Origin of the sequence: Enterobacter sp. KBR-315C3_2022 (assembly GCF_041399425.1) — a bacterium.
Classification (GTDB): domain Bacteria; phylum Pseudomonadota; class Gammaproteobacteria; order Enterobacterales; family Enterobacteriaceae; genus Enterobacter.
In genome coordinates, this window is record NZ_JBGKEB010000008.1 from 34,937 (window position 1) to 48,560 (window position 13,624).

The following is a 13,624-nucleotide window of genomic DNA, read 5'->3' on the forward strand; positions in this document are numbered from 1 at the left end:
GAAAGCAATCCTTTCAATCTAACTTGTCAGCCTGAGAGTGTAAACGGGCTTTTACACTCCGGGCAGATAATTCCTGGAATTAGCCTAAAAAACGCAACAAAATAGCGAAAAACGAGATCTACTCTAAACTTTTTAATGGTAACAGCTAAATATTATTGCTTTAACGCGATTCCGTTCTGACTTAAATCAGAACTGCGGGATCTTTCGCCAACGTACGTGATGCACAAGTTGGAAAATGTTATCCAGCATAACGAGCACAACAGGAGCAACATCATGCAAATGACGAAACTGGCAACACTCTTCCTGACAGCGACCCTTACCCTGGCCAGCGGCAGCGTGCTTGCCGCAGACACGGGGGCTTCCGACAGCAACGGTGACGCCAACGCCGCAGCGGCGGCAGGCCAGGTTGCGCCTGATGCGAAACAGAATATTGCCCCGAACAACGTTGATAACAGCAACATCAACACTGGCAATACTAATACCGACGGTAACGGCACCAAGGGCATGAATCACGATGGTATGACCAAAGAAGAGATTCATAAAAATTCCGTCTGCAAAGACGGTAAATGCCCAAACCCGAATGACAAAGTCGGTGCGGATGCCGACACTAAAACGGACGGTACAACGCAATAATTCCCGCGTGGAATACGTTAAAAAGGAGGGCTGATGCCCTCCTTTCTTTTTTGTGCAAAATATTAAAAAATCTACACTTACAAAAATGACGTATCAGGAACGATGCTATGGCGCACTCCCACACTCCTTCAGCCGGTGACGACAATGCCAAACGGCTGATGCTGGCCTTTGGCGTTACCGCCACCTTTATGATCGTCGAGGTCATTGGCGGATTCATCTCGGGCTCGCTGGCGTTGCTCGCAGACGCCGGGCATATGCTCACCGACGCCGCCGCGCTGCTCTTCGCACTGCTGGCCGTGCAGTTTTCCCGTCGCCCGCCGAATGCGCGCCATACCTTTGGCTGGATCAGGCTTACCACCCTCGCCGCCTTCGTCAACGCAATTGCCCTGGTCGTAATCACGATACTTATCGTCTGGGAAGCTATTCAGCGCTTCAGGCATCCGCAGCCCGTCGCGGGGGCCACGATGATGGTCATCGCCGTAGCGGGTTTGCTGGCGAATATTCTGTCGTTTTGGATTTTGCACCGCGGCAGCGGAGAGAAGAACCTGAACGTTCGCGCGGCCGCGCTGCACGTGCTGGGCGATTTGCTGGGCTCGGTGGGGGCGATTGTCGCCGCGCTGGTGATTCTGGGCACCGGCTGGACGCCGGTCGATCCGATTCTGTCCGTGCTAGTGTCGTGCCTCGTTCTGCGCAGCGCCTGGCAGCTGCTCAAAGAGAGCGTCAACGAGCTGCTGGAAGGTGCGCCGTCATCGATGGATATTGGCGAGCTTAAGCGCAACCTGTGCCGCTCCATTCCCGAAGTGCGCAACGTTCACCACGTTCACGTCTGGCTGGTGGGCGAGAAGCCCGTTATGACGCTGCACGTGCAGGTCATTCCACCGCACGATCACGACGCGCTGTTGGAACGTATTCAGCACTTCTTAGAGCATCACTACGACGTTTCGCACTCCACCGTTCAGATGGAGTATCAGGCGTGTAGCGGACCGGACTGCCGCCTCAACGAGCCGCAGCCCGGCCATTCACATCATCACCACCACTAGCTCGACAGCGCGCGGGAGCCACGCTCGCGCGCGCTTTTAATCCACATGCGGCTGCCGTTCAGCGCAATGAAGGTAAGCAGCAAATACTCGAGCGACATCGCATAGACGCCCTGCAGCGCAAAGATCGCAACGCTAATGACGTTAATGATGACCCACAGCAGCCAGTTCTCGACGTATTTGCGCGTCATCAGCACCATCGCCGCAATCGACAGCACCATCATGCACGAATCCCAGAACGGGAAAGCGTCGGGCTGAAGCTCGGGCATCGTAACGTTCATTCCCAGGCCGGACATGACCGCCACCGCAACGCGGGTCAGGAAAGCAAATACCGGATTGATGAACACCGTCATCAGCCCAATCGCGACCACGCAGGCAGCCAGCCAGGCGATGGCCTTCGGCAGCGGCAGCCAGCGGATTTGCAGCTCTGCCTCCTGCTGGTTGTTCTGGCGCGACCAGGCGTACCAGCCGTAGATATTCGCCGCAAAGAAGAACAGCTGAAGAAGAAGGCTGGCGTACAGCTGGATCTGGAAGAAAATGATCGCAAACAGCGTCACGTTGAGTAATCCAAACGCGTAGTTGCTGATTTTTTCGAGGCTCGCCAGCCAGATGCAGAGCAGCCCCGCCAGCGTGCCCACGGCCTCAATCCATGACAGGTCATAGCCACCCGCGCCTATCGGTATGTGAACCAGAATGTTCTGTGTGCTAAAAAAATCCATCTTTTCCCCGGAACCTGTTGAATTAAGTACGTAGTGTAGCCGCAAAATCCAGCATGCGGTTAAGCGGAATTAACGCGCCTTCTCGCAGCGCGGCGTCCACGGGTATCTCATGCGCCGCGCCGCCGCTCTCCAGCCCCTCAGCGATGGCCTTAAGGCCGTTCATCGCCATCCACGGGCAGTGGGCGCAGCTGCGGCACGTCGCCCCTTCGCCGGCCGTAGGCGCTTCCAGAAGCTCTTTTTCCGGCACGGCCTGCTGCATCTTGTAGAAAATGCCGCGATCGGTCGCCACGATAAGCTGCTTATGCGGCAGCGTTTTGGCAGCGCTGATTAGCTGGCTGGTTGAGCCAACCGCATCGGCCATATCGACAATCGCCTGCGGCGATTCAGGATGGACAAGGATAGCCGCGTGCGGGTAGAGCGCCCTCATGCGCGAAAGCGCCTGCGTTTTAAATTCATCGTGAACGATGCAGGCCCCCTGCCAGCAGAGTACATCCGCACCGGTCTGCTTCTGAACGTAGTTCCCCAGGTGACGATCGGGAGCCCAGATAATTTTCTCGCCCAGGCTGTCCAGGTGCTCAATCAGCTCAACGGCGATGCTGGAGGTCACAACCCAGTCGGCGCGCGCCTTCACGGCGGCCGAAGTATTGGCGTAGACCACGACGGTACGGTCAGGATGCGCGTCGCAGAATGCGCTGAACGCCTCAATCGGGCAGCCGAGATCGAGGGAACACTCGGCGTTCAGCGTGGGCATTAGAATGGTTTTTTCCGGGCTTAATATCTTTGCCGTTTCCCCCATGAAGCGCACGCCCGCCACCAGCAGCGTCGAGGCAGGATGTTTTGCGCCAAAGCGCGCCATCTCGAGGGAATCGGAAATGCAGCCGCCCGTCTCTTCCGCCAGCTGCTGGATCTCCGGATCGGTGTAGTAGTGGGCCACCATCACCGCGTCACGCTCCGTGAGAAGGCGTTTGATTTTTTTACGGTAAAACTGCTTTTCGTCCAGGCTCAGCGACGCGGGCTTGGGCGGGAAGGGATAAATTGCGGCTTCAGGGTCGAACATCACGCTCATGATGGCTTCTCGTTTTACTGGCTTAACAATATTGCCTTTGTGTTGCTTGAAATTGCAAAGTAATTGGCAATGGTGTTTTTTATACTAAACAAGATAGCGAAGTTGAGTGGAAAAGTCATCGGAAATAGATGCGCGTGGCATCTGTCGGGTGGCGGCTTCGCCTTACCCGACCTACAAGGCAGGTTTATGAATGACAGATAGCAAAAAGGCGCCTTTAGGGCGCCTTTTTACATTGGTGGGTCGTGCAGGATGACTCGGCTTCCCCTCGCCCTTCGGGCCGTCGCCCTAAACGGCTCCGGTGCCTCACTGCGTTCGGCTCGAACCTGCTGCAGGTTCGAATCTTTCATATTACAGATAGCAAAAAGGCGCCTTTAGGGCGCCTTTTTACATTGGTGGGTCGTGCAGGATTCGAACCTGCGACCAATTGATTAAAAGTCAACTGCTCTACCAACTGAGCTAACGACCCCTTGCGGGATTTACTGCTTTTCTTCGAAGTGGTGGGTCGTGCAGGATTCGAACCTGCGACCAATTGATTAAAAGTCAACTGCTCTACCAACTGAGCTAACGACCCATTCGGGTGCTAACTTCGAAGATAATTTTACTCGGTACCAATCAAAAGATTGGTGGGTCGTGCAGGATTCGAACCTGCGACCAATTGATTAAAAGTCAACTGCTCTACCAACTGAGCTAACGACCCGAGTGGTGGGTGATGACGGGCTCGAACCGCCGACCCCCTCCGTGTAAAGGAGATGCTCTACCAACTGAGCTAATCACCCACTCTGAACTACCGGAACTGCTTTAAGTGGTGGGTCGTGCAGGATTCGAACCTGCGACCAATTGATTAAAAGTCAACTGCTCTACCAACTGAGCTAACGACCCACTTTTGCGCTGCATTCACGTTGTTTGATATCCCGTGGCAACGGCGGCATATATTACTGGTTTAAGAATTCAGCGCAACAAAAATTTCGATGAAGATCACTTAACTGCTTACGAATCATGCTGCACGACCAGAAATAACGCGATTTCTGGTCATGCGATAATCATCCCATCGAACTCAGACGTTTTTGCGCCTGTTTTGCACCTTCGGTGCCAGGGAATTTTGCAACCACCTGCTGATAGACCGCTTTCGCTTTCGCCGTGTCACCTTTGTCCTGCATGATCACGCCGACCTTGAACATCGCATCAGGTGCTTTTGGCGATTTTGGGTAATTTTTTACCACTGAGGCAAAATAAAACGCCGCATCGTCCTTTTTACCCTTATTGTAATTCAACTGACCAAGCCAATAGTTCGCGTTTGGCTGGTAAGTGGAATCAGGGTACTTCTTCACAAAGCTCTGAAACGCAGCGATAGCGTCGTCCTGACGCGATTTGTCCTGCACCAGGGCAATGGCCGCGTTGTAGTCCGTATTCGCGTCTCCGCTCTGCACAGGCGCGCCTGTCGATGCTGAAGCATCCGCTGCCGGAGCAGGCGCTGCCGCACCGCTCTGATCGCCTGCTGCTGGCTGCGCTGCTGCACCGCCGCTGCTCAGGCTATCCATCTGCAGCAAAATTTGCTTTTGACGTTCCACAACCTGATTAAGCTGATACTGACTTTCCTGGATTTGACCGCGGAGAGAATCAATATCGTTCTGGTTATCGGAAAGTTGCTGCTGGAGTTGAGTTAAAAGCTGACTGTGAGCGTTAGAAATACGCTCGAGTTGAGTGACCCGGTCTTCTACCGAGCCTGAGCCGACACTACTGATTGGTGCCTGAGCAAAAGCGGCCCAGGGGGCCGCTATTCCAACCAGTAACGACAGACTCAACAGATGATGTCTGAAGTTACTGCTCATGCCATTCTCTTAGTAAACCAGTACGGCACGACGGTTTTTGGAGTATGCCGCTTCGTCGTGACCCAGTACTGCAGGTTTTTCTTTACCGTAAGAAACGATGGAGATCTGATCAGCAGAAACGCCTTTACCCTGCAGGTACATCTTAACGGCGTTAGCACGACGTTCACCCAGGGAGATGTTGTACTCTGGCGTACCACGTTCGTCCGCGTGACCTTCTACGGTGACTTTGTAAGACGGGTTGCTACGCAGGAAGTTAGCGTGAGCATCCAGCATCGCAGCGAAGTCAGAACGGATGTCGTATTTATCCAGATCGAAGTAAACGATGTTGTTCTGCTGCAGCTGCTGCATCTGAAGACGCGCTTGCTCTTCAGAAGACATGTTGCCATTGCCGTTAGCGTCCATACCGGTGCCGGCACCCATCATGCCTTCGCCGCTCTGGTCATTGCTTGCGTTCTTGTTAGAAGAACACGCTGCGATTGCCATTACAGGCAGAGCGATCATCAGCCCCTTCAGCACTTTGTTCAGTTGCATTTCTAAGATTCCTTTAGTAATCAATTAATTATTATTACAGATACGGCGACCAGGCAGGTGATTTTACCTGTCCATCAGTTGCCGGAAGACGCGCTTTGAAACGCCCATCTGTAGAAACCAGATTCAGCACGGATCCCATCCCCTGAGAAGAGCTGTAGATTACCATAGTGCCGTTAGGTGCCAGACTTGGCGTTTCATCCAGGAACGTTGACGAAAGCACTTGCACGCCGCCCGTTACCAGATCTTGTTTGGCAATGTGCTGCTGACCTCCCGCAGAACTTACCATGACCATTGTTTTACCGTCGCTGCTCACGTCAGCATCCTGGTTCTGAGAACCTTCCCAGGTGATACGCTGCGGTGCACCGCCGTTTACGTTAACTTTATAAACCTGCGGACGACCCGCCTGGTCAGAGGTGAACGCCAGGTTCTGGCTGTCCGGGAACCAGGTTGGCTCGGTGTTGTTGCTGCGACCATCCGTTACCTGACGAATCTGACCAGAGCCAATATCCATCACGTACAGGTTCAGGCTGCCGGTTTTTGACAGGGCGAAGGCCAGTTTAGAACCGTCCGGAGAGAACGCAGGCGCACCGTTGTGACGCGGGAACGAGGCAACCTGACGAACGGCACCGTTAGACAGCGTCTGGATAACCAGCGCGGAACGGCCGCTTTCGAAGGTCACGTAGGCCAGCTTAGAGCCGTCCGGAGACCACGCCGGAGACATCAGCGGCTGCGGTGAACGGTGAACGGTGAACTGGTTGTAGCCATCGTAGTCAGAAACGCGCAGCTCATACGGGAACTGGCCGCCGTTGGTCTGAACAACGTACGCGATGCGGGTGCGGAACGCGCCTTTAATACCGGTCAGCTTCTCAAACACTTCATCACTCGCGGTGTGGCCCGCATAGCGCAGCCACTGTTTGTTCACTTTGTAGGTGTTCTGAGCCAGTACGGTACCCGGCGCCCCGCCGGTATCCACCAGCTGATACGCCACGTTGTAGCCGCCGTCTGGCGCAGGCGTTACCTGCCCGACAACAACGGCATCAATGCCCAGCGCGGACCATGCGGCAGGCTGGACTTCCTGCGCGGTGCCCGGCTGCTGCGGCAGACGAGAACGATCTAACGGGTTGAATTTACCGCTGTTACGCAGGTCAGCCGCAACAATGCCGCCGATATCTTCAGGCGCGGCACCAGGGCCAGCCCACTGGAACGGAACGACACCGATTGGGCGTGCCGAATCCACCCCTTGGGTGATTTCGATACGTACTTCTGCATGCAGCACAGCTGCCCACAGCATTAAGAAACTAAATGCTACACGTAATGCCTGCTTCATCATATCTCCCTTATCTGGGTAACCTTACCCACGATAATTTAGCAGAATGTTAACAAACTCAAATAGACAAAACTACCAGAACCCTGAGACTCCGCCTGGTCAACGTTTCCCGCTTGCAGAAGGAAACCGTGACTTAAGGTTTGAAGTCCAGCGGTGCGTTTTTAAAGACTTCATACACGGCCTGAGACGGTGGTTTCGGCATCTTTGCCTGCCGTGCCGCAGCCAGAGCTGCAGTACACAGGGCCGGATCGCCGCCTTCAGACTTAATATCAAGCAGCATACCGTCCGGGGCCAGTTTTATCCGCAGCGTACACGTTTTACCGGTGTAGGACGACGCATCATAAAATCGGCTTTCAATCGCGGATTTTATCTGTGAAGCATAGCCGTTGATTTCCGCCCCCGATGCACCGTTACTCTTAGTGTTACCGCTTCCGGCCGGCGCTGCGTTGTTTCCTTTCGCGCCACCGCCCGTTTTCGGCGCATTCTTACCAGAGCTCAGATCGCCCAGCAGATCGTCGACGCCGGCAGCAGCAGCGGCTTTTTCTGCCGCGGCAGCCTTTTTAGCAGCCGCTTTATCCGCGGCAGCCTTTTTGTCCGCAGCGGCTTTTTCTGCAGCAGCAGCCTTGGCAGCTGCCGCTTTTTCAGCGGCGGCCTTCTCGGCAGCAGCGGCTTTCTTCGCCGCTTCCGCGGCAGCCTTCTTCTCGGCTTCCTGAGCGGCCTTTTTCGCCGCCTCGGCTTCCGCTTTTTTCTGTGCATCAGCAGCGGCTTTTTTAGATGCTTCAGCTTCGGCTTTTTTCTGGGCGTCGGCAGCGGCTTTCTTCGCGGCTTCCGCTTCAGCTTTCTTCGCCGCATCGGCAGCGGCTTTCTTCGCCGCGTCTGCAGCCAGTTTAGCCTGGGCGTCCGCTTTCGCTTTGGCATCTGCCGCCGCCTTCGCTGCCGCCTCTTCCGCCTGCTTCTGCTGTTCCTGCGCCTGCTTCGCTGCGGCTTCAGCCTGTTTCTGCTGCTCCGCCTGCTCTTTCGCCGCTTCCTGCGCCTGCAAACGTTCTTTTTCCAGCTGCTTTAGGCGTTCCTGCTCTGCGGCCTGCTTTTCACGCAGCTCCTCAGCCTGCTGCTGCGCCTGTTTTTCACGCTGCTCTTCAGCACGTTTCGAACTCGCCTGCTGCTGTTGCTGGCGATTATAGTTCTGAACGACCGCACCGGGATCCACCATAACGGCATCGATGGAGGAACCTCCCCCACCGCCCGCGGATGCATCAATGTGCTCGTCGAACGAACTCCAGATCAGCGCCGCAAAAAGAATCACGTGCAGCACGGCGGAGACGATTATCGCTCGCTTAAGCTTGTCGTTCTGTTCGGTTGCCTTTGACACTATCGGTTCCCAAAAACTACGCAGATGATCAAATAGGCTGAGTCATTAAGCCAACTGACTTAACGCCCGCGCTATGTAGCAAATTCAGCGCTTTAATAATTTCATCGTAAGGCACATCTTTCGCGCCACCGATGAGGAAGACCGTCTTCGGATTTGACTCCAGGCGACGTTGCGCTTCAGCAATCACCTGCTCCGGCGGCAGCTGATCCATACGATCTTTCTCTACCACCACGCTGTACTGACCTATGCCGGAAACCTCAATGATGACCGGAGGATCGTCATTGGTGCTTACCGCCTGTGATTCTGTCGCGTCCGGCAGATCAACTTCGACGCTCTGAGTGATGATGGGCGCTGTGGCCATAAAGATCAGCAGCAGTACCAGCAGCACGTCCAGCAGCGGAACGATGTTGATTTCGGACTTGAGCTCGCGACGACCTCGTCCACGCGATCTGGCCATGGTTTACCCCTTGTTGCTCTCGGTGCTGGTAAACGCCTGACGGTGCAGAATCGCGGTGAACTCTTCCATAAAGTTGTCGTAATTCAGTTCCAGTTTATTCACGCGCTGGTTCAGACGGTTATAGGCCATAACGGCCGGGATAGCGGCGAACAGACCAATCGCGGTCGCAATCAGCGCTTCTGCGATACCTGGCGCAACCATCTGCAGCGTCGCCTGCTTCACCGCACCCAGGGCGATAAAGGCGTGCATGATCCCCCACACCGTACCGAACAGACCGATATACGGACTGATGGAACCTACGGTGCCAAGGAAAGGAATGTGCGTCTCAAGGGTTTCCAGCTCGCGGTTCATCGAGATCCGCATCGCACGCGATGCCCCTTCAACAACCGCTTCCGGCGCGTGGTTGTTCGCGCGGTGAAGTCGAGCAAACTCCTTGAATCCACTGTAGAAAATCTGTTCGGAGCCGGAAAGGTTATCACGACGCCCCTGGCTTTCCTGATACAGACGAGAAAGTTCGATACCGGACCAGAACTTGTCTTCGAACGCTTCAGCTTCACGGCCAGCGGCGTTGAGGATGCGCGTTCTCTGGATGATGATGGCCCAGGATGCGATTGAAAAACCAATCAAAATCAACATGATAAGTTTAACCAGAAGGCTCGCCTTCAGGAACAAATCAAGGATATTCATGTCAGTCACTGCTTAAACTCCGCGACGATGGACTTAGGAAGCGCACGAGGCTTCATTATGGTTGGATCAACACAGACAATCAGTACTTCAGCTGAGTTCAGTACGGCGTTCTCTGCGTTGACTATTCGCTGCGTGAAAACCAGCGAGGTTCCGCGCATTGCTGTAATTTCTGTTTGGACTTCGAGCATATCGTCGAGTCTGGCAGGCGCAAAATACTCAAGCGTCATCTTGCGTACCACGAAGGCAACTCGCTCAGCCAACAGCACCTGCTGGCTGAAGTGGTGATGGCGCAGCATCTCTGTGCGTGCCCGTTCATAAAAAGCAACGTAGCTGGCGTGGTAGACCACACCACCGGCGTCGGTGTCTTCATAGTAGACACGTACCGGCCATCGAAACAGCGTTGTATTCACTTTACATCCCAGTAATGCAACAAAGAGAGCGTTTAAACTTCGCTACTATACGCGCGGGAATGATGGTTTGGAATGGGAGAAAGTAAACGGAGAGTAAATTTTTATGGGCTCGGGTAAGCCCATAGGATTAACGGACATTTCTTATTCAGAAGAAAAAGAAAATCAGCCCTGCAAGAAGTACCAGATCGGCAATCAGCGGCGAGAAAATCCCCTGCCAGTGCAGCGCTTTCGGACGAAAGCCCACGCCGTGGATCACGCCCGCACAGACTGCCCACATAATGAGAAAACCGTGCCAGATTTCAAGCTCGCTGGTCTTTGCCGCGAAGCGCGACGGATCCCAAAAGATACAACCTGCTAACAGAAGCGCCATGATTAAAGAAAGCGCCCGTAACGGGCGCTTGTCCATGACACGGTAAAGTGTCGCAATGATATTCATCAGTGCTTTTCTTCACCTGCTTTTGACGCTTCAACGTGCTCAAGCGCCAGGGCGGTAATGATGCCAAATGCACAGGCAAGAAGCGTCCCCAAAATCCATGCGAAGTACCACATATTTAGCTCCTTACTTAGTACAGAGAGTGGGTGTTGCTTTCGATGTCTTCTTTCGTGATACGACCGAACATTTTCCAGTAACACCAGCTGGTGTACAGCAGAATAATCGGTACGAACACGCAGGCAACATACGTCATCAGGTTCAGCGTCAGCTGGCTGGAGGTCGCGTCCCACATGGTCAGGCTAGCATTCATCATGGTGCTGGACGGCATCACGAATGGGAACATCGCGATACCCGCCGTCAGGATGATGCACGCCAGAGTCAGCGAAGAGAACACGAACGCCAGAGCGCCTTTTTCGAGGCGCGAGGTCAGCACGGTCAGCAGCGGCAGCAGCACGCCCAGAGCCGGGATTGCCCACAGCGCAGGAGTATTGTTGAAGTTCACCAGCCATGCTCCCGCCTGACGCGCCACTTCTTTGGTCAGCGGATTAGACGGTGCAGCATGATTGATAGCAGACGTCACCACATAGCCGTCGATACCGTACATGACCCACACGCCGCCCAGCGCGAAGCAGACCAGCGTCACCAGCGCAGCAACCTGCGCCGTTGCGCGAGAGCGCAGGTGCAGTTCGCCAACGGTGCGCATTTGCAGGTAGGTCGCGCCCTGAGTGATGATCATCGCCACGCTCACCACGCCCGCCAGCAGGCCAAACGGGTTTAGCAGCTGGAAGAAGTTACCGGTGTAGTAAAGACGCATGTATTCATCGATGTGGAACGGTACGCCCTGCAGCAGGTTACCGAACGCCACGCCAATCACCAGCGGTGGAACGAAGCTACCGATGAAGATGCCCCAGTCCCACATGTTGCGCCAGCGGGTGTCTTCAATCTTGGAGCGGTAGTCAAAGCCCACCGGACGGAAGAATAAAGACGCCAGCACCAGAATCATCGCCACGTAGAAACCGGAGAACGCAGCCGCGTAGACCATCGGCCAGGCCGCGAACAGCGCGCCGCCAGCGGTGATCAGCCACACCTGGTTACCGTCCCAGTGCGGGGCGATGGAGTTGATCATGATTCGACGCTCGGTGTCATTACGACCGAGGAAGCGGGTGAGCATGCCCACCCCCATGTCGAAACCGTCGGTAACCGCAAAACCGATCAGCAGAATACCGACCAGCAGCCACCAGATAAAACGCAATACTTCATAATCGATCATTTGATGACTCCTGTCTTAGCGTGCCGGCTGAGTAGTCGCAGTGGACTGCTCGTAATGATAGCGACCGGTTTTCAGGCTGCTTGGGCCAAGGCGCGCGAACTTGAACATCAGGAACAGTTCAGCCACCAGGAACAGGGTGTACAGACCACAGATCAGCAGCATAGAGAAGATCAGATCGCCTGCCGTCAGGGAAGAGTTCGCTACCGCGGTTGGCAGCACCTCACCGATTGCCCACGGCTGACGGCCGTATTCCGCCACAAACCAGCCGGACTCGATAGCAATCCACGGCAGCGGGATACCGTACAGCGCGGTGCGCAGCAGCCATTTCTTCTCGCCGATACGGTTACGGATGACGGACCAGAAGGACGCCGCAATGATCAGCAGCATAATGATGCCGCAGCCCACCATGATGCGGAACGCAAAGTACAGCGGCGCAACGCGTGGAATGGAGTCTTTGGTGGCCATCTGAATCTGCGCTTCCGTCGCGTCAGAGACGTTCGGGGTATAGCGTTTCAGCAGCAGACCGTAGCCCAGGTCTTTCTTCACGTCGTTGAATCGATCGCGAATGCCCTGATCGGTTGAACCCGCACGCAGCTGCTCAAGCAGCGAGTACGCTTTCATACCGTTACGGATACGCTCTTCGTGCTGGACCATCAGCTCTTTCAGACCCGTGACCTGCTTATCAACAGAACGCGTCGCGATGATGCCCAGCGCGTAAGGGATCTGAATGGCAAAGCGGTTTTCCTGCGCATCCTGGTCCGGAACGCCGAACAGGGTGAACGCAGCCGGAGCCGGTTGGGTCTCCCACTCTGCTTCAATCGCGGCCAGCTTGGTTTTCTGCACGTCGCCCATTTCGTAACCGGATTCATCACCCAGAACAATAACAGACAGAATCGCAGCCATACCGAAGCTTGCGGCAATGGCGAAAGAACGCTTAGCGAAGGCGAAGTCACGACCGCGCAGCATGTAGTAGGAGCTGATGCCCAGAACGAACATCGCGCCGCAAACGTAGCCAGAGGCAACGGTGTGAACGAATTTAACCTGTGCGACCGGGTTCAGCACCAGCTCGGCAAAGCTGACCATCTCCATACGCATGGTTTCGAAGTTGAAATCAGACGCTATAGGGTTCTGCATCCAGCCGTTCGCCACTAGGATCCACAGCGCGGACAGGTTAGAGCCTAATGCGACCAGCCAGGTGACCGCCATATGCTGGACTTTGCCCAGACGGTCCCAGCCGAAGAAGAACAGACCTACAAAGGTGGATTCGAGGAAGAAGGCCATTAGACCTTCAATAGCCAGCGGCGCACCGAAGATATCCCCCACGTAATGGGAATAGTAGGACCAGTTAGTCCCGAACTGGAACTCCATGGTCAGACCGGTGGCCACGCCCAGCGCGAAGTTGATACCAAACAACTTGCCCCAGAACTTGGTCATATCTTTATAAATCTGTTTGCCCGAGAGGACGTAAACCGTTTCCATGATGGCCAGCAGGAACGCCATACCCAGCGTCAGCGGCACAAACAGGAAGTGGTACATCGCGGTCAAGGCAAACTGTAAGCGCGACAGTTCGACTACGTCTAACATTATGACTCCTTGCTCATCGCATGAAGACTCCGAGAGTGAACCCCGTTACAGAGATCCACACGCATGCCCCAATACAAATTATTCGCATCCATATCGCCGTATTTAGCCTGAGGGAGGATAAAAACAATCACGACAGGTTACAAATAGGTTAATAAAAAACTCAAATTGATCCCGTAAATATAATACGCTGCAAAACCCTTACAATAAACAGGTTTTTATTGAATCACATTTACGTTTTTCGACGACGATCAATTTATAGCAAAATCACCACT

At 54.6% G+C, this 13,624-nt stretch carries 15 protein-coding genes, 5 tRNA genes and 1 other RNA gene; 2 read left to right on the top strand and 19 right to left on the bottom strand.

The features are described 5' to 3' along the window. The first annotated feature begins 273 nt into the window (after positions 1–273). Entirely contained in the window at positions 274–633 is a 360-nt protein-coding gene (locus tag AB8804_RS10390) for a protein YbgS (protein WP_371185688.1), read from the top strand. A gap of 107 nt (positions 634–740) precedes the next feature. Beyond that, a complete protein-coding gene (zitB, locus tag AB8804_RS10395) occupies positions 741–1,673 on the top strand; it encodes a CDF family zinc transporter ZitB (RefSeq protein ID WP_371185690.1) in 933 nt (310 codons plus the stop codon). Here the strand turns inward: zitB and pnuC are convergent. From pnuC to cydA, 19 genes are all read right to left on the bottom strand, one after another. After that, positions 1,670–2,389, bottom strand: coding sequence for a nicotinamide riboside transporter PnuC (gene pnuC, locus AB8804_RS10400; protein WP_371185692.1), 720 nt, complete (start codon positions 2,387–2,389; stop codon positions 1,670–1,672). The genes zitB and pnuC overlap by 4 nt on opposite strands. 22 nt (positions 2,390–2,411) lie before the next feature. Further along, the gene (gene nadA, locus AB8804_RS10405) at positions 2,412–3,455 is read right to left on the bottom strand and encodes a quinolinate synthase NadA (protein ID WP_371185694.1); all 1,044 of its coding nucleotides are present in this window, start codon (positions 3,453–3,455) and stop codon (positions 2,412–2,414) included. Between the two features lie 233 nt (positions 3,456–3,688). Beyond that, positions 3,689–3,816, bottom strand: a non-coding RNA gene (locus AB8804_RS10410) — RtT sRNA. Positions 3,817–3,845: 29 nt separating this feature from the next. Continuing rightward, a tRNA-Lys gene (locus tag AB8804_RS10415) sits at positions 3,846–3,921 on the bottom strand. Positions 3,922–3,950: 29 nt separating this feature from the next. Then, a tRNA-Lys gene (locus tag AB8804_RS10420) sits at positions 3,951–4,026 on the bottom strand. A 50-nt stretch (positions 4,027–4,076) separates the two neighbouring features. After that, positions 4,077–4,152 (bottom strand) — tRNA-Lys (locus tag AB8804_RS10425). A gap of 3 nt (positions 4,153–4,155) precedes the next feature. Beyond that, positions 4,156–4,231: transfer RNA gene (locus tag AB8804_RS10430), tRNA-Val, on the bottom strand. A 27-nt stretch (positions 4,232–4,258) separates the two neighbouring features. Continuing rightward, positions 4,259–4,334, bottom strand: a tRNA-Lys gene (locus AB8804_RS10435). Positions 4,335–4,495: 161 nt separating this feature from the next. After that, complete coding sequence (gene cpoB, locus AB8804_RS10440; RefSeq protein WP_371185696.1) at positions 4,496–5,284, bottom strand: cell division protein CpoB; 789 nt, start codon at positions 5,282–5,284, stop codon at positions 4,496–4,498. 9 nt (positions 5,285–5,293) lie between these two features. After that, positions 5,294–5,815, bottom strand: coding sequence for a peptidoglycan-associated lipoprotein Pal (gene pal, locus AB8804_RS10445; protein WP_003858578.1), 522 nt, complete (start codon positions 5,813–5,815; stop codon positions 5,294–5,296). A gap of 34 nt (positions 5,816–5,849) precedes the next feature. Next, positions 5,850–7,142, bottom strand: a complete 1,293-nt coding sequence (tolB, locus tag AB8804_RS10450; RefSeq protein ID WP_371186028.1) for a Tol-Pal system beta propeller repeat protein TolB — start codon at positions 7,140–7,142, stop codon at positions 5,850–5,852. A gap of 133 nt (positions 7,143–7,275) precedes the next feature. Continuing rightward, a complete protein-coding gene (gene tolA, locus AB8804_RS10455) occupies positions 7,276–8,511 on the bottom strand; it encodes a cell envelope integrity protein TolA (protein WP_371185705.1) in 1,236 nt (411 codons plus the stop codon). A gap of 28 nt (positions 8,512–8,539) precedes the next feature. Next, positions 8,540–8,968 carry a colicin uptake protein TolR gene (gene tolR, locus AB8804_RS10460; RefSeq protein WP_112011462.1) on the bottom strand — a complete coding sequence of 143 codons (429 nt, stop codon included), beginning with the start codon at positions 8,966–8,968 and terminating at the stop codon, positions 8,540–8,542. Positions 8,969–8,971: 3 nt separating this feature from the next. After that, positions 8,972–9,664, bottom strand: a complete 693-nt coding sequence (gene tolQ / locus AB8804_RS10465; RefSeq protein ID WP_089598919.1) for a Tol-Pal system protein TolQ — start codon at positions 9,662–9,664, stop codon at positions 8,972–8,974. Beyond that, complete coding sequence (gene ybgC, locus AB8804_RS10470) at positions 9,661–10,065, bottom strand: tol-pal system-associated acyl-CoA thioesterase (RefSeq protein ID WP_371185708.1); 405 nt, start codon at positions 10,063–10,065, stop codon at positions 9,661–9,663. Before ybgC ends, tolQ begins: the two co-directional genes overlap by 4 nt. Before the next feature lie 145 nt (positions 10,066–10,210). Next, the gene (ybgE, locus tag AB8804_RS10475; RefSeq protein ID WP_112011463.1) at positions 10,211–10,501 is read right to left on the bottom strand and encodes a cyd operon protein YbgE; all 291 of its coding nucleotides are present in this window, start codon (positions 10,499–10,501) and stop codon (positions 10,211–10,213) included. Then, entirely contained in the window at positions 10,501–10,614 is a 114-nt protein-coding gene (gene cydX / locus AB8804_RS10480; protein WP_334407465.1) for a cytochrome bd-I oxidase subunit CydX, read from the bottom strand. The genes ybgE and cydX overlap by 1 nt, the downstream gene beginning before the upstream one ends. Positions 10,615–10,628: 14 nt before the next feature. Further along, positions 10,629–11,768 carry a cytochrome d ubiquinol oxidase subunit II gene (gene cydB, locus AB8804_RS10485; RefSeq protein WP_371185712.1) on the bottom strand — a complete coding sequence of 380 codons (1,140 nt, stop codon included), beginning with the start codon at positions 11,766–11,768 and terminating at the stop codon, positions 10,629–10,631. Between the two features lie 15 nt (positions 11,769–11,783). After that, positions 11,784–13,352: a cytochrome ubiquinol oxidase subunit I gene (gene cydA, locus AB8804_RS10490; protein ID WP_371185714.1), complete on the bottom strand. Its 1,569-nt coding sequence runs from the start codon at positions 13,350–13,352 to the stop codon at positions 11,784–11,786. Between the last annotated feature and the right edge of the window lie 272 nt (positions 13,353–13,624).